The sequence below is a fragment of the Pedobacter chitinilyticus genome (assembly GCF_003313385.1).
Taxonomy (GTDB): domain Bacteria; phylum Bacteroidota; class Bacteroidia; order Sphingobacteriales; family Sphingobacteriaceae; genus Pedobacter; species Pedobacter chitinilyticus.
On record NZ_QMHN01000004.1, the window covers coordinates 87,067 to 102,506 of the forward strand.

15 protein-coding genes are annotated in these 15,440 nt (G+C 39.3%); 3 read left to right on the forward strand and 12 right to left on the reverse strand.

Annotation, left to right across the window (positions count from 1 at the left end; genetic code table 11):
- Positions 1–15 precede the first annotated feature (15 nt).
- The 10 genes from DUT70_RS13130 to DUT70_RS13175 form a co-directional block, all read right to left on the reverse strand.
- Entirely contained in the window at positions 16–891 is an 876-nt protein-coding gene (locus DUT70_RS13130) for a pirin family protein (RefSeq protein ID WP_113647810.1), read from the reverse strand.
- A gap of 18 nt (positions 892–909) precedes the next feature.
- The gene (locus DUT70_RS13135; RefSeq protein WP_113647811.1) at positions 910–1,440 is read right to left on the reverse strand and encodes a YceI family protein; all 531 of its coding nucleotides are present in this window, start codon (positions 1,438–1,440) and stop codon (positions 910–912) included.
- A 93-nt stretch (positions 1,441–1,533) separates the two neighbouring features.
- Positions 1,534–2,121 (reverse strand): Crp/Fnr family transcriptional regulator, encoded by a 588-nt coding sequence (locus DUT70_RS13140; protein ID WP_113647812.1) that lies wholly within the window; start codon positions 2,119–2,121, stop codon positions 1,534–1,536.
- Complete coding sequence (locus DUT70_RS13145) at positions 2,122–2,286, reverse strand: FeoB-associated Cys-rich membrane protein (protein ID WP_113648152.1); 165 nt, start codon at positions 2,284–2,286, stop codon at positions 2,122–2,124.
- 90 nt (positions 2,287–2,376) lie between these two features.
- Positions 2,377–2,937, reverse strand: coding sequence for a type 1 glutamine amidotransferase domain-containing protein (locus DUT70_RS13150; protein WP_113647813.1), 561 nt, complete (start codon positions 2,935–2,937; stop codon positions 2,377–2,379).
- 101 nt (positions 2,938–3,038) lie between these two features.
- Positions 3,039–3,620, reverse strand: a complete 582-nt coding sequence (locus DUT70_RS13155) for an NAD(P)H-dependent oxidoreductase (RefSeq protein ID WP_113647814.1) — start codon at positions 3,618–3,620, stop codon at positions 3,039–3,041.
- Positions 3,621–3,678: 58 nt separating this feature from the next.
- Entirely contained in the window at positions 3,679–4,245 is a 567-nt protein-coding gene (locus DUT70_RS13160) for a Crp/Fnr family transcriptional regulator (RefSeq protein ID WP_113647815.1), read from the reverse strand.
- Positions 4,238–4,987: a glycosyltransferase family 2 protein gene (locus DUT70_RS13165; RefSeq protein WP_113647816.1), complete on the reverse strand. Its 750-nt coding sequence runs from the start codon at positions 4,985–4,987 to the stop codon at positions 4,238–4,240. The genes DUT70_RS13160 and DUT70_RS13165 overlap by 8 nt, the downstream gene beginning before the upstream one ends.
- Positions 4,988–5,292: 305 nt before the next feature.
- Positions 5,293–5,589 (reverse strand): GIY-YIG nuclease family protein, encoded by a 297-nt coding sequence (locus tag DUT70_RS13170; protein ID WP_113648153.1) that lies wholly within the window; start codon positions 5,587–5,589, stop codon positions 5,293–5,295.
- A 271-nt stretch (positions 5,590–5,860) separates the two neighbouring features.
- A complete protein-coding gene (locus DUT70_RS13175) occupies positions 5,861–7,135 on the reverse strand; it encodes a glycosyltransferase (RefSeq protein ID WP_162926635.1) in 1,275 nt (424 codons plus the stop codon).
- Between the two features lie 75 nt (positions 7,136–7,210).
- Between DUT70_RS13175 and DUT70_RS13180 the strand changes: the two genes are divergently transcribed.
- The 3 genes from DUT70_RS13180 (at position 7,211) to DUT70_RS13190 (ending at position 12,850) form a co-directional block, all read left to right on the forward strand.
- Positions 7,211–10,387 carry a S41 family peptidase gene (locus DUT70_RS13180; RefSeq protein ID WP_113647818.1) on the forward strand — a complete coding sequence of 1,059 codons (3,177 nt, stop codon included), beginning with the start codon at positions 7,211–7,213 and terminating at the stop codon, positions 10,385–10,387.
- A 144-nt stretch (positions 10,388–10,531) separates the two neighbouring features.
- Positions 10,532–11,284, forward strand: coding sequence for a class I SAM-dependent methyltransferase (locus DUT70_RS13185; RefSeq protein WP_113647819.1), 753 nt, complete (start codon positions 10,532–10,534; stop codon positions 11,282–11,284).
- Between the two features lie 15 nt (positions 11,285–11,299).
- Entirely contained in the window at positions 11,300–12,850 is a 1,551-nt protein-coding gene (locus DUT70_RS13190) for a rhomboid family intramembrane serine protease (protein ID WP_113647820.1), read from the forward strand.
- Here the strand turns inward: DUT70_RS13190 and DUT70_RS13195 are convergent.
- Together DUT70_RS13195 and DUT70_RS13200 are read right to left on the reverse strand one after the other, a co-directional pair.
- Positions 12,839–14,296: an alpha-L-fucosidase gene (locus DUT70_RS13195; protein WP_113647821.1), complete on the reverse strand. Its 1,458-nt coding sequence runs from the start codon at positions 14,294–14,296 to the stop codon at positions 12,839–12,841. The genes DUT70_RS13190 and DUT70_RS13195 overlap by 12 nt on opposite strands.
- A 204-nt stretch (positions 14,297–14,500) precedes the next feature.
- Complete coding sequence (locus DUT70_RS13200; RefSeq protein ID WP_113647822.1) at positions 14,501–15,403, reverse strand: glycosyltransferase; 903 nt, start codon at positions 15,401–15,403, stop codon at positions 14,501–14,503.
- Positions 15,404–15,440: the final 37 nt, after the last annotated feature.

The following is a 15,440-nucleotide window of genomic DNA, read 5'->3' on the forward strand; positions in this document are numbered from 1 at the left end:
CAATACACAGCCTAATTACTCTTCCAAATAGCCAAATTTTCCAGTGTTGTAATCTTCAATGGCTTGTTGCAATTCTTCTGGCTTATTCATCAAGAAAGGACCGTATTGCGCTATAGGCTCATTAATCGGGTCGCCAGAAAGATATAATACAACGGCATCTTCACTTGCTTCTATGGTTATAGCGTTGCCTTCGTGAGCAAAATGCACCATTTGATTGGTGGTCGCTTTTTCAGTGCCGTTCACCGTAATGCTTCCTTCAATTATCAATAATGCGGTGTTGAAATGAGCTGGTGTTTCCAGATTGGCTTTTGCCCCAGCTTTGAGACGTAGGTTATATAACTCTATCTCTGTAAATGTTGAAGCACTTCCTTTTACACCTTGGTAGTCCCCTGCAATCACTTCAATTTTCCCCTTTTGATTGGGAAGTTCGAAGTTGGCCATTTCGCTATTTGTAACGGACTGATATTTGGGGGCTGTCATTTTATATTTAGCAGGCAGGTTCACCCAAAGCTGCACCATTTGAAAAGGGCCACCTTTTTTGCTGTAGCTTTCCTCATGGTATTCCTTGTGCAATATGCCGCTGGCAGCGGTCATCCATTGAACATCACCTGGGTAAATGACCCCGCTATTCCCTGCACTGTCATGATGCGCTACAGCGCCGTGATAGGCAATGGTTACCGTTTCAAAGCCACGGTGGGGATGTACGCCTACCCCTCTGGGGGTATTGCTTGGCGAAAACTCGAGTTTAGCATTGTAATCGAGTAAATAAAACGGATCCATTTTAATTTTATATCCGCTTGGGAAGAAATTGTGCACTCTAAATCCGTCGCCAACCATGTGTGGGGCTGTCGGATTTAGAATAGCAGCAACTTTTTTGAATGTTGTAGGCATGTTTGCCTCCTTTCTATATTAAGCTTGTTTTACAAACTGTAGTTCGCCTAAGATTTTTACTTCTTCGCTAACCATTACACCACCAGTTTCTAAGGCAGCATTCCAAGTAAGACCAAATTCTGTACGGTTAATTTTTCCACTTAGGGTAAATCCAGCTTTAGTATTTCCCCATGGGTCAGTTGCAATACCTCCAAATTCAGCATTCAATTTTACCGCTTTCGTCACATCTTTAATGGTCAAATCACCTTTTACAATGTAATCGTCGCCATCTTTTTCAACGCTGTTTGAAGTAAAGTTGATGGTTGGGTATTTTTCTGCTTCAAAGAAATCACCACTTTTTAAATGGTTATCTCTATCAGTGTTACCAGTATCTATAGAACTGATGTCGCCAGAGAAAGAAATTGCAGCATTGGTAAAGTCGTCACCTTCGGCATTTAATTCTGCACTAAAAGATTTGATGCTACCAGTTACTGTGGTAATCATTAAGTGTTTTACTTTAAACTGTAGCTCGCTGTGGGTTGGGTCTAAAGCCCATTTTGTTGTTGCCATAATATTTTAATTTTTAGAAGATTAAATTTTATGCAACAAATTTACGGTGGCAATTTTAGTTAGACATTGATGTATGTTAACTAATTAGCTAATTTATTTGAAGTGTTTTTTAGCAAGATCTTTGCGTACACGGCTCAATGATTCAGGAGTGATACCCAAATAAGAGGCAATCATCCATTGAGGAACCCTTAAAGTTAAGTTGGGATAAAGCTTAATGAAATCTAGGTAACGTTCTTCCGCTGTTGCACTCAATAACATGTTAATGCGTTTTTGCATAAACCTGATGGAGTTGTGCAACATCATGATGTTCAACTCTAAGATATGGGGGAGTAGTTTTTGGATGTCTACAAAGAAATGGCTAGGGACAATCAGGGCTTCGGTATTTTCTATGGCATCGATATAAAACACAGATGCTTCGTTAAACACAGAACTGTTTCGGTCTGAAAGCATCCAATTTTCTGGAGCGAATTGTATGATGTGTTCTTTGCCTTTTTCATCGATAGAAAAATAACGCAAAAGACCTTCGTTGATGAAATAGTTGTCTGACCTTAGATCGCCAGGACTTAATAAAACCGTTCCTTTTTTAATGGTTTTGGTCTTCAAACAGCTTGTAGCCTCTTTTGCTTGCTCGTCGGTAATGGCAAGACGTTCTTTTAGATAGGACTGGAATTTTTCTAACATCTACTTGGTATTGGTGTCAGGAATTTTGCTGAAATCAGCCCCACATTTGCCACAGCCTGTTGCGCATGAACCTTTTTTAGGTGCAACACTACGGTAAATAACCCTTCCCACATAAAATAAGGCAGCAACAAAAAGGGCAATCATTAAGATAAACTGAATATCCATGTTTACAAAGTTAGGATTATTTGTTCTTCGGAGTTCAGCAGATTGTAAAATTTGGTTTTGGACCATCATGTCCAAAACCAAAACCAAGTATTAAGCGTGTTGCTTTTCGTGAATGCCTTCGGCAAATTCTTCTACCATTTTATCATTAAAGGCTGGTAAATCTTCAGGACTGCGACTGGTCACCAAACCTTGGTCCACCACCACCTCTTCATCTACCCAATTTGCTCCAGCATTTACCAAATCCTTTTTGATGGATTTGTAGGAGGTCATTTTTCTACCTTCTACAACTTCAGCATTAATCAATGTTTGTGGCCCGTGGCATATCGCTGCTACAGGTTTTCCTTTTCTGAAAAAATCTTTCACAAAGGCAACGGCATTGTTATTGGCTCGCAGTGCATCTGGATTGATGACCCCACCAGGTAGCACCAACCCATCAAAATCATTAACGTTTACTTCTTCAACAGCGTTATCCACTTCAATTTCTCGGCTCCATTGATGGTCTTTCATTCCTTTTATCGAACCCTTTTTGCTGGAAATAATGCGTACGCTGGCGCCTTCTTCTTTCAACCTGTTTAGTGGTTCAAACAATTCAGATTCTTCGAAGCCATTCTCTGATAGAATGGCGATGTTTTTATTGCTCAACTTTCCCATTTTCTTTATGTATTTAATAAAACAATCTTATTTAATACAAGAAATTTGGAGGGATTGTTTAGATAAAAACCAAATCGGTGTGAGATGCACAGGAATTGCCCTTAAGCCTGACGTTTTCCTAATCTATTGATTTTGTGGAGCCATTTTTCTCGTTGATTAGCATTGGCAGTTTTAATAATTCCTAGGGGTGTGGTTTTTACGGGACTTATTCCGCAAAATTGTAACGTCGACTTTTTCAGTTGATTTATGCTCGGTTTGCCAAAAAACAGCCAATAATACCAGCCAGGTTGATCTAAAGTAGTGATAATCCTTGCTGTTTTCCCATTCAGTAGTTTGTTCCAAAAAACGGAGTTTTCACGATAGCTAAATGCCATGCCAGGCAGAAATAGCCTGTCGATAAAACCTTTTGTAATGGCAGGTAATCCGCCCCACCAAACGGGATGTACCCAAACCAAATGATCGGCCCATTTGATGTCCTCCCAAGCATGTAGTAAATCAGGCTCCAGTTCCATCCGTTTTTGGTAGCCAAATTTTAGGTTGGGATCAAATTTTAAGTTGGCAATAGTAATTTCCCGCACTTCGGCGCCACTTAGTTTTGCACCTTCTTGATAAGCTGCTGCAATTCCAAAATTGAAAGCGTTTGGATTGGGATGGCCATTGATGATGACGATTTTCTTGCTCATAAATATCTTCTTGAAGCAAAGATAGATCGAGCAAGTGGTTTAACTTTAGGACAAATGTCTAAAAAGAAACTTCGCTTCTGATACGGCTTAAATGACGTTGGGTAATGCCCAAGAAAGAGGCGAGGTATTGTAGTGGTAATTTTTGAATGTACGTGGGTTGGTTTTCCATTAAAGATTTGTAGCGATTTGAGGCACTATCTCTCTGAAGTTGAAATATCCGATTTTCAAGTTCTAAGTATTGTTGTTCCGCAACGATTTTCAAAAAAGTAGTCCATTTGAGACTATGGATACTGAGTTTCTGTATCACCTCTTTTTTAATGACGAGTATTTGGGCTTTGGTAATGGCTTGTATGTTTTCTACGCTTGGATTCCCCGTGATGAAAGATGAATAGGCTGCAATAAACTGATTGGGAAATCTAAAGCAGTAGGTAATATCTTTTCCTCCTTCAGAAATATAAAAGGAGCGAAATAGGCCATCAATCACAAAGGCTACTTCATTACTGATTTTGCCTTCATTAATAAAAATATCATTCTTGTTTAAATGTCTGACTTCAAATAATTGGACGAGCTGATTGATTTCTTCATCTGAAAAAAGATCAAAACTTTGTAGGTATTGCTCAATCATTCGTTCGTCTATGCTTTAAAAAATAGAAAGCCAAATTGAACGCAATGACGATGTGGTTAATGATGTTTGAAACTAAACCATAGTAATGATTAAAAATTTGGAAGCGTTCTTTTAGGCTCTCGCGGTGCTTTTTCTTGCTCATGCCGCCCACTAGGTATTTGGCCACATATAAGTGGGTGTTGACAATACTAGAGGCTTTTTTGGCAATTTTGATGATCCAATCAATATCTGCACTGTACTTATACTGCAAGTTATATGGTTCTGTTAGGCTACGCTTGATGTAAATGGCTTGATGGCTGATACTCATTCCATATTTGAAACTTTCCCAAGTAAAATGCTCGGGTGCTTGGTGTCTACGCCTGCCTAAGCTGTTCCAATTTTCGTCGTACATTTCGGTTTCGCCGTAGTAAATGTCGGCATTGGGAGTAGTAGCGAAAATCTTTTCAACGGTTTCCAGTTCATATATTTCATCGCCTGAGTTCATGAACAATACGTAATCGCCTGTGGCTAGTCCTAGACCTTTGTTCATGGCATCATAAATGCCTTTGTCTTTTTCGGAAATGAGTTTTGCTATGCGGTGTTCGTATTGGTTGATGACTTCTAAAGTACCATCACTAGAGGCTCCATCGATTACAATGTACTCTATATTGGAATAGGTTTGGTTAAGGATTGAAAGCATGGTGCGTTCAATATCCTTTACATTATTGTATACGATCGTAATGACAGATAATTTGGGAAGCATGGTACAAGTTTAAGAATTTAGTCTGTCATTTGGAATGTGGATAGCGAATCTAATGTTTTAAGTTGGGAGTTAATACTTTGAAGGGAGGGAAGGCCGCCCTTCAAAGTGACAATAATAGTCACGTCATTGCGAGGAGGAACGACGAAGCAATCTCTGAGGATAATGCTTATTTAATTTAACCCATTATAAAATCTTTAAATAATACTTTCCATTCGATTAACTAGGTCAGAGGCTGCTTCGTGCCTCGCAGTGACGTTGCCATTCCCGTAACTATAAGGCAAGAAATAGTCTCTATCGAATAAGGGTTAAATATTTATCTCATCGTATAAATCTTTCCACTGTGGATTTAAACTTTCTATCAATTTTATTTTAGCTAGTCTGCTACCTGCTTTAATACGTTTTTCCGCATCTATGGCTTCTTCGATAGTGGAATAGAAGCAATAGTAAACTAATTTTTTGCAGTTGTATTTAGAGGTGAAACTATTGGGATAAACATGATTTTTATGCTGCCAGATTCTATAGGCGATATCGGAGGTTACCCCAGTGTATAAAACAGCGTTAGATTTATTTGTTAGGATATAAACTAGTCCACCTCTTTCCATGCTCTTATTCATTAATTACCGTGGAGATTGCTTCGTACCTCGCAATGACGCTATAATCTTCCGTTACTGCGAGGTACGAAGCAGTCTCTAAAATAATCAATAAAGTTTTATTTAGCTGATATGAATATTAAGATACTAAACCAATCTTTTTTTATATCTATTGTGATTATAGTTAGGTAGGGGACTGCTTCGTGTCTCGCAGTGACGGCAGGAGTAGTGCGGTGTTAACTTTTAACTCTCTACTTCTTACTTTCTATTCATCACTTTCAATCTACTTCGGCATGTCATCCAGCAGCTTCAAATAAAGCAAAGCATGCTGTTCGGCAATTACTGGTGGGGCGAAAGTACTTAATATAGTTCTACGGGCTTCTTTTTGGATTTCTTCCCTTTGTTCATGGAGAAATAGCCATTCGATGCCGTCTGCCAAGTCAGCGGCGTCTTCGTATTTCGCTAAATAGCCATTTTGAAGGTGTTTCACCATATCAGGAATGCCGCCAGTGGTAAAAGCAATGACTGGTGTGGCGCAGGCTAAACTTTCCATTACGGTGTTGGGCAGGTTGTCTTCCAAAGAAGGTGTAATGAAAGCATCAGCTGCCGCGTAACATTTAGCCAAGTGCTCATCTTTATTAATGGTTCCTAAAAAAGTTGTTTTGAAAGGAAACTTGGGAATGTTTTCTTCATTCTTATTGCCAAAAATTACCAGTTCTATTTGTTCATTAGGAATTTCTGGTCGACGCGATAGTTCAAACAAGGCATCAATCAAATATTGTGTTCCTTTGTGTTTATCATTTTTTGAAGGCATGAAACCGCTCATCAGCACAAATTTTTCGGGTGCTATTTTGAGGATTTTTTTGGCTTCGGCTTTTACGTAAGGTTTAAAAACATCCACCTCAATGGTGTTTGGAATCACCGAAGTATGTCTTAGGCCCAATAAACTACTTTCTTTCACCGATTGTGCCATCCATCTGCTTGGAGCTACCACATGGAAATTTACTTCAGAATAAGCTTTTTGTTTACGCTTCCATGTCTGGTGGGAGATGTCCTTTGGGCCGCTCATTTTTAGCAAAGGACAATTGCCGCATTGCCTATGAAAATTTTCACAACTATAACGAACATGACAGCCTCCAGTGAAAGCATTGCTGTCGTGAAAAGTCCAAACAATGGGTTTCTCCAATTCATCAAGCTGTGCTAAAAACTTGGGGCTTAAAAAACCATGATTAATCCAGTGGATGTGAATGATATCAGCCTCCTTTACCAGCTTGTTTTTGAGTACGCTTTTGCCAAACCACTGTAAGGAGAAAGGTGTTTTTGCCGATTTTTTGGAAAAAAATTTGGCCAAATATCGTTCGACCATGATGTTAAAAACCGCCTTGGCCTTAGCAAAAGGGCTTTTACTTAAGTTATGGATGCTTGGATTGTTGCCGAATTGGTAATATACCAATACCTTCGAATCAATGCCCGCTTGGTTCAGCGCATCGCTTAAACGTAAACACGCTCTACCAGCGCCGCCGTTGCCATCATATGTGTTGAGGTGTACTACTTTCAAAGCAATCAAAAATACATTTTATTGTTTAGGTTTGTAAAACCGTTACTCAAATTAACTAAACTTATCAGTATAAAAATGAAGAATAAAAACCTATTCAGCAAGCTTGCGTTCGCATTTTTGTCGTTGCCGTTAATGGTAAATGCCCAAAACCAAACTTATTTTGCTAGTTGTCCAGCCTTATCTCCAGACGCACAAACTGTAGTATTCAGCTATGATGGTGATATTTGGAAAGTGCCTGTTAAAGGAGGTTTGGCCTCAAGAATTACCGCCATGCAAGGTGATGAAATCAATCCGAAAATTTCGCCAGATGGCAAATGGTTGGCTTTTTCGTCCAATCAGTATGGCAATTTTGATGTTTATCTAATGCCAATGACTGGTGGTGAAATTAAACAATTAACCTTTAACGATGGTACCGATGAAGTGGATAACTGGAGCTGGGATTCGAAAACCATTTATTTTACTTCTAGTCGTTATAACAACTTTTCGAGCTACAAAGTAGGCATTAACGGCGGCACCGCAGTGCGTTTGTTTGAAAACTATTTTAATACTACCCACAATATTGCCGAGTCTCCAGACGGCAGCTTATTTTTTAGCGATACTTGGGAAAGCAGGAACTTTGCTAACCGTAAGCGCTACAAAGGTGCTTTCAATCCGGACATCCAGTCGTATAATCCTAAAACCAAAGCGTATAAACGTTATACCGATTATATAGGTAAGGATTTTTGGACTAGTGTAGATCAAAAAGGAAATATCTACTTTGTTTCGGATGAAGCTAACGACGAATACAACCTTTACACTTTTGTGGGGGGTAAAAAAACAGCGCTTACTAGGTTTGATACTTCTATTAAACGTCCTTTTGTGGCGGCTAATGGCAATTCGGTTGTTTTTGAAAAAGATTATCAACTGTATGTATATGATGTTGCTTCCAAAAAAGCGGAAAAAATCAACATCAGTTCTTTCAGAAATCAGGTATTGACCAAAGAACAAGAGTATGAAGTGAAAGCAAATATCTTCAACTTCGACGTATCGCCAGATGGCAAAAAAATGGCTTTTATTTCAAGGGGAGAATTGTTTGTGAGCGATGTCGACGGAAAGTTCATCCGTCAGATTAGCAATAGTGGCGAGCGTGCATTGGAACTGAAATGGTTGGCAGATAACAAAACCATCCTTTTCAACCAAACTGTTAATGGTTACCAGAACTGGTTTACGGTAGTAGGTGATGGAAAATCGACCCCAAAGCAGCTTACAAATGACAAAGCCAATAATAGGGCGCTAGCTTTTAACAAAACCAAAACCCAAGCAGTTTATTTAAGTGGTAGAAACGAATTGCGGTTAATGGACCTGAAAACCTTCCAAAGCAAAACAGTCCTAAAAGATGAGTTTTGGGCTATTCAAGAGTCGGCACCTAGTTTCTCGCCAAATGACCAATATTTGCTTTTTACAGTTTACCGTAATTTTGAGCAGGATATTTTGGTACACGACCTTAAGGCCAATCAAACCACTAATTTAACCAATACTGGAGTAACCGAATCGAGTCCAATTTGGTCGCCAGATGGAAAGTATATCTATTTTACCAGTAATCGTACCAAACCTTCTTACCCTTTTGGAATGCAAGATGCGCACGTTTATCGCATCGCCTTGGATTACTACGATGCACCTTATCGTGCAGATAAGTTTGATGAATTGTTTAAGGAAAATCCGCCAGTAGCTCCAAAAGAAACGGCACCAGCAAAAGACGCTAAAAAACCTGTAGATACTGCTAAAAAGAAAGCGGAGACTAAACCTGCCGCTAAGCCGATTACCATCAATACTGAACGTATTTTAGACAGAGTGGAGTTGGTAAGTCCAGCCTTTGGAACGCAATATTTGACCGATGTTTTGGCCAAAGGCGATAAAACCTATGTGTTTTACACTTCGAGCCACGAAGGTGTACCGATGAGTACCTACAGAACGGTTATTGAACCTTTTGAGAACAATAAAATAGAAAAGGTAGCGGCTGGTGGTTTTGGCATTGCCGAAGCTGCTGGGAAACATTTTGTGTTGGCTAGGGGAGTGCTTAACAAATACAATATTGATATGAATAAGCTGGATGCGATGGATTATAGCTACAAATTCAGTAAAAACCTGAATGCCGAGTTTAATCAAATGTTTTATGAGACTTGGGTAGGTTTGGATGAAAACTTCTATGATGACGATTTCCACGGAGTAGATTGGGCGAAAATGAAAACTCGCTATGCGGCCTATTTGCCGTATGTGAACAACCGCTCTGACCTACGTATCTTATTAAATGACATGTTGGGCGAGCTAAATTCTTCTCATTTGGGCTTTAACAGCTTTGGTGCCGAAGAACGTAAAAGCATGAACTATTTTACCAATGAAACGGGGATCATTTTTAATAACGAAAAACCTTATCAGGTAGATAGAATTGTAGCCAAAAGTAGTGCGGCCCTATTGGGAGGTAAAGTTGCCAGCGGAGATATTTTAACGCATGTAAATGGCGTAAAAGTAGATGAAACGATGGATAGGGATTACTATTTCAGCAAACCATCTATTGATAGGGAAATGAATTTAACGTTCTCCCGTAATGGAAAGCCTGTCAATGTGAACGTCCACCCACAAAATACCGTCAACTTAAAATCTAATTTGTATGATGAATGGATTGCCAATAACCGTAAAAATGTAGATAATTGGGGTAAAAATCGCATCGCTTACTCTTATATGAAAAACATGAGTACTGGGGAGTTGCAAACCTTCTTATTGGATATGGTAGAGCAAGAAAATAACAAGGATGCAATTATTTTGGATTTGAGATATAACACTGGCGGAAATGTGCACGACGAAGTGCTGCGCTTTTTATCGCAACGCCCGTATTTGAAATGGAAATACCGTGGCGGTAAGTTAACTACTCAAAGTAATTTCGGCCCTGCCGTAAAACCTATTGTTTTGTTGATTAACGAACAATCGTTAAGTGATGCCGAAATGACCGCCGCAGGATTTAAGCAATTAAAGTTGGGCAAAATTATCGGTACAGAAACTTATCGTTGGATCATCTTTACCTCAGCTAAGGGTTTGGTTGATGGTTCATCTTATCGCTTACCATCGTGGGGTTGCTACACCATGGACGGAAAGAATTTAGAGAAAGAAGGTGTTGCACCAGATATTACGGTGAAAAACACTTTCGAAGATAGATTGGCGGGTAGAGACCCACAATTGGAAAGAGCTGTGGCAGAAATTATGAAAGATTTAAAATAACAGCTTCAATTGTTGGATTGTTTTCTTGTCCGCATCGAAGCAATCCGACAATAAAGCACAAAGAAGCTTACGAAGTTTTTAGTGATAAAGCGCTTGAAAACTACAGGCAATTAACGTTAAACTTCGTAAGTTTACTTCTACAAAATGGCAAACTTACTTACCGACAGAGATTTTTGGGTGAAATATTGGGAAAGCAAAACAGATCTTTCCGTTACCATTCCAGAAAATTATTTATTCCATCAGCAATTAAAGGAAATCGCTAAACAAAATCAGGTTCAAACTGCCATTGAGCTTGGCGGCTTTCCTGGATATTATGCAGTTTTTTTAAAGAAGTATCTCAAGCTTGACGTTACTTTACTTGATTACTTTGTTCATCAACCCATTACGCATCAGCTGTTGCAGGCTAATGGACTAGCCAAAGATGATATTCACATCATTGAAACGGATTTGTTTAATTATGAGCCAGCACAGCACTATGATTTGGTATTGAGCTGCGGATTGATTGAGCATTTTAACGATACTGAAGACATTATTCGAAGACACATTTCATTTCTAAAACCAGGAGGGACTTTGTTCATCACCCTGCCAAATTTTAAAGCGGTTAATGGTTGGTTCCAGAAAAACTTCGATAAAGAAAATTACGACAAGCATAACATTAACTGCATGGATCCTCAACTGCTGAAGCAGATCGTCGAAAATGCAGGGCTTAAAGTTTCAAGTGCCAAATATTTTGGTAAATTTAGTATCTGGTTAGAGAACGAAAAGGAAAAATCGGCAGGGGTGAGGATGTTTAAGAAAGCTTCTTGGCTAATTGGCAAGGTTTTTACCAAAATATTCCCTTTTGATTCCAAACAATTATCGCCTTATATCGTGATCGAAGCCAAAAGGACAAACTAAAAATAATTAACGCTCATGAGTATCAGTTGGGGATATTCTCCCAAAGTTGAAAAGTTTATTCCCTTATCTGATTTTCCTTCAGACAAGTATTTAATTATTGTTAGGCAGGCTTTCGAAAACTTAGGCTGGAAGTTGAGCCATGTCTCCGAATCAGGCATTATTGCTTACACGCCACTTTCATTTCAATCTTACAGTGAAGAAGTAACGGTACGCATTCACGGAAACTTTGCTGTAGTAAAGAGCGAATGTGTGGGCATGCAATTGCTTTTTAACGACTACGGAAAGAACGAAGCCAATTTAGAAAAGCTTTTTCACGAATTTGAGTATGTACAATATCATTTGAGCGATCAATGGGAGGAGCAGGTGCGTGCTTTTCATGAATTTGCGGAAAAGCAAGATGACCACTATTTTGAAAAAGCACCCTTGGCGGTAAAGGATAAGATGAAGAATGTCTTTTATCTGTTTGCTCCTAGAAAAGGTTACATCGCTGCGCCAATTCTACTGGGATTGAATATACTTTGTTTCTTCGCTTGGATTGGCCTACTGATTGCCACACCCATGTTTTTGGTTGCTAGACAAGTACCCCCTGAAGAAATTACCAGGCTCTTTACGGAGCTTAATGTAATGGGCTCACTCAATAGAAAGCTAGTGCTAGAAGGAGATTACTGGCGCTTACTTAGTTACCAGTTTTTACATGGTTCCTTTAGGCATCTTTTCTTCAATATGTATGCGTTTGTTTATTTGGGGCTCATGTTGGAAAACAAAATTGGGTGGAAAAAATTTCTATTGATCTACGTGCTAAGCGGAATTTGCGCAGGTTTAACCAGTATTGCCTACCACGAGAATATTTATACCGTAGGTGCTTCGGGAGCAATTATGGGGCTTTTCGGTGCCATGCTGGCTTTGTTGCTAAACAAATTTTTTGAAAGCAACGCCAACAAAGCATTACTAGTAAGTACTGTTTTTGTACTGGGCATCATGTTAATCAACGGCAGTTTGAGCGCAAGGGTTGATAATGCCTGCCATTTGGGTGGTCTAATTTCTGGCTTTGTTATTACTTATCTATTGGTTTTCGACCATCGATGGAGCGTCAATAGGGTTTATCCTGCAATAAAATACGCTTCGGTGGTTGTGCTGTTCGGTGTGTTTAGTTATGTTATTTTCGCTTTCACTACCGTTTATCAACATGAGGAATTTTTTAAGCTAAAAAAGCAATTTGACATCAATGCGTTTATTTTTAATCGAGTGCTTTGGATGAAGGCCGACTACGCTAAGGACCAAAAAATTCAGCATGTTTATTCCTTTGGCATTAGACCAAGCAAAGCAAATTTGGCAGTGGTAGAAAAAATGGGTAAGCTAAAGCTCAATGATCACCTTACGCTAGATAGAAAACTGAGAACAGCAATTGCCAAGGAAACCTATGAAGCCGCTGAGCTTTTGATGAAAGATGTTAAAAGCGATCATCAATACAGAAAACAGGTGTCTGAGAAGATTACCAACCTCATGAAAATGCAGGCTAAGTTTAGGGACAGTTTGGGGCGTATCTCATCACCGTTACCTCAATAAAAAGAGACCTATTTCGCTCAGCGTAATTGCTACGGGACACTTGGTGATATTTATCCTTATCGACTGCGTAGAGATTAGTTGCTCCAATTTAATTAAACGTTTGGCTCCAATGCTTTCTCCTTTTGCTATTTGTTGCCATTTGCCCTCTATTAAGGCTTCAATATTGTATTGCTCAATCCTTTGGCCCAGTGGAATATATTCTTGAAGGCTAATAATGTCAAAAGTGATGGGGATTTTAAAGTTCAGGGAAATAGTTGCGTTTTTTACACCGTCGGCTGTTGCCCAGTAGGTGCTTTTATGATTATCCTTTAGATAGCTAGTTTTAAATTGTGAACCTCTAGTATTACTGGCTACTATTGTTGCTCGGGAAGCTAAATTATTTGAAAAAGTTTTGGCGAGTGTACTTCCAAATTTATTCAAGGCATTTACATCATCTTCATGCAAAAGCCCTCTTTTGTCGGGGGCAAGACCTAAATCTAATCCAGCACCTCTTCCAACACTTTTTATATACAGGTCAAACAGCTGTTCGGGTGTTTTAGGCTTTTCGTTGGGGTGATAGAACCAGCCTTTTCTTAAAGGCACATCACATTCTGCAGGCATCCAAAACTTTCCATTTCTAATTCCACTTGGGCTTTCAGGATAGTTGGCTTGGCCTGGTACTGCAACATTTTTTCCTTGTGGCGGCATAGGTGTAAAAGTGGCCCAACTCGTTTCCGCAGCTGTTCCGTTTTCGTTACCCACCCAACGTACATCAAGACCAACATCACTAAAAATATTTGCTGTAGGCTGTAGTTTTCTTGTGATTTTCCAAGTATTATTCCAGTCGTAGTAGGTGGTATTATCAATAGAACGTTTTTCCCTTGCACCTCCATAATAGCCATCGCCGCCATTAGCACCGTCATGCCAGCTCATAAAAAGCGGTCCATAGTTAGTATAAAGTTCTCTTAATTGCTCCTGATAAATAGCGAGATACTTTTCTGTTCCGTAATATGGATTGTTTCTGTCCCAAGGCGAACAATAAACCCCAAATTTAAGCCCATGTTTTCTGGCTGCGGTTTCAAACTCCTTCACTACATCGGCTTTGCCATTTTTATAAGGGCTTTTAGAAATGTTATAAGGAGTGGTTTTTGTTGGCCACAAAGCAAAACCATCGTGGTGCTTTGCCACTAAAATAATGGCTCTCAATCCACCCGCTTTTGCCGCTAAAACAATCTGCTCTGCATTAAATGATGTTGGATTGAACATTTCGGGATCGGCGTCGCCATATCCCCATTCTTTGTCCTCAAAAGTAGTGGGAGTAAAGTGTATCAAGCCATAAAGTTCAACATTGTGCCATGCCAATTGTCGTTTAGAAGGGATTGCACCATAGGGCTTAGGTGGAGTATTTTGTGCAAATAAGGTAGTGCACAATATCAAATTCAGGTAGATGATTGTAAATAATTTCATAGTAGGTTTTGGTTAGGTAAAGTTATAGGCACGGCAAGTAAAGCGGAGAAACGGCAGCGTATGTGATTCCTAAGGTAGCGATAAGAATGAAATTTAACAACAAAATTCCTTTTCAAACATCTTGAGCATTAGGGTAGTGTGGCCTGACCCCAAAAGTATCCATACATTGTTTATTAGAAATAGAAGCGTAGGATGGTTACTTAATTATTTACGTAATTTTTCGTTGAGGTAACGTTTGATTCGAGTCCATAGACTACCTTTTCTGCTGGCTAGAAAGCTTTTGATTGCCACATAAGCATTTTTGTCCTCCACAATTTGCTTTGGGAAAACGGTAATGGGTTTTGGATTGATAATGACGTTGTAAATATCGTTAATGCCAGAGTGTACGCCTGTGCCATCATGACCAATATTGTTCACTAAGGATTGAGATGGATTTAGGGTTAAACCTCCCTTTAGGAAGATGGAGGCATACCAACGAATGGCCCAGGAGTTGTTTCTGCCACGTTTAAAATCCTGCATCTGTTTCCAGAAATTCATAGTGCCTTCAATCGAAAACTCATGGATTTTGCGGGCATTAAATTGCTTTAGTAATGTATCGATATTGGGTTCGAAATGTTGCCAAGCCCTTTGCCACGTTGCCCAGCCCCAACTGGTAGCCGCTCTATAAAAGAAACTCTCAGGTAAGTTTTCTTCTTTTAAGTGGTACATGTAAGCCCCAATGTGCATCACTTTTTCTTCATTTCTGTAAATATTGAGGGCCTCGTTAAAATAAGTTAAGGTATGCGGAGAGGAAACCAAATCATCTTCAAAAACAATAACCTGTCCGTAGCTTTGGTTCAATTGGCTAACTCCTTCTATGACCGAATTTGCTAAGCCTTTGTTTACCTTGCTTTCGATAATTTTTACAGATTTAAAACCTTCTACGGTTTTGATGAAGCTTCTTACTTCATTTACTTTTTCCTCATCGTTTGAAGTTTTTGGCCCGTCAGAAAAAATATATAAACGACTGTCGGCCGCAAGCAGATTTTGCTGTAAGAATTTAACGGTACGCTCTGTATGCTGCGGACGGTTGTAAACAAATAGAGCTATTGGCGCCAGATTTTGCATAAATCAAATTAATTCTAAAAAAATACCTGAATGCTTA

Excerpts from the sequence above, each read along its gene's own strand:
- DUT70_RS13145 (WP_113648152.1), bottom strand. The coding sequence starts at position 2,286 with ATGGATATTCAGTTTATCTTAATGATTGCCCTTTTTGTTGCTGCCTTA.
- DUT70_RS13130 (WP_113647810.1), bottom strand. The coding sequence starts at position 891 with ATGCCTACAACATTCAAAAAAGTTGCTGCTATTCTAAATCCGACAGCC.
- DUT70_RS13190 (WP_113647820.1), top strand. The coding sequence starts at position 11,300 with ATGAGTATCAGTTGGGGATATTCTCCCAAAGTTGAAAAGTTTATTCCC.
- DUT70_RS13150 (WP_113647813.1), bottom strand. The coding sequence starts at position 2,937 with ATGGGAAAGTTGAGCAATAAAAACATCGCCATTCTATCAGAGAATGGC.
- DUT70_RS13160 (WP_113647815.1), bottom strand. The coding sequence starts at position 4,245 with ATGATTGAGCAATACCTACAAAGTTTTGATCTTTTTTCAGATGAAGAA.
- DUT70_RS13155 (WP_113647814.1), bottom strand. The coding sequence starts at position 3,620 with ATGAGCAAGAAAATCGTCATCATCAATGGCCATCCCAATCCAAACGCT.
- DUT70_RS13200 (WP_113647822.1), bottom strand. The coding sequence starts at position 15,403 with ATGCAAAATCTGGCGCCAATAGCTCTATTTGTTTACAACCGTCCGCAG.
- DUT70_RS13195 (WP_113647821.1), bottom strand. The coding sequence starts at position 14,296 with ATGAAATTATTTACAATCATCTACCTGAATTTGATATTGTGCACTACC.
- DUT70_RS13185 (WP_113647819.1), top strand. The coding sequence starts at position 10,532 with ATGGCAAACTTACTTACCGACAGAGATTTTTGGGTGAAATATTGGGAA.
- DUT70_RS13170 (WP_113648153.1), bottom strand. The coding sequence starts at position 5,589 with ATGGAAAGAGGTGGACTAGTTTATATCCTAACAAATAAATCTAACGCT.
- DUT70_RS13165 (WP_113647816.1), bottom strand. The coding sequence starts at position 4,987 with ATGCTTCCCAAATTATCTGTCATTACGATCGTATACAATAATGTAAAG.
- DUT70_RS13180 (WP_113647818.1), top strand. The coding sequence starts at position 7,211 with ATGAAGAATAAAAACCTATTCAGCAAGCTTGCGTTCGCATTTTTGTCG.
- DUT70_RS13140 (WP_113647812.1), bottom strand. The coding sequence starts at position 2,121 with ATGTTAGAAAAATTCCAGTCCTATCTAAAAGAACGTCTTGCCATTACC.
- DUT70_RS13135 (WP_113647811.1), bottom strand. The coding sequence starts at position 1,440 with ATGGCAACAACAAAATGGGCTTTAGACCCAACCCACAGCGAGCTACAG.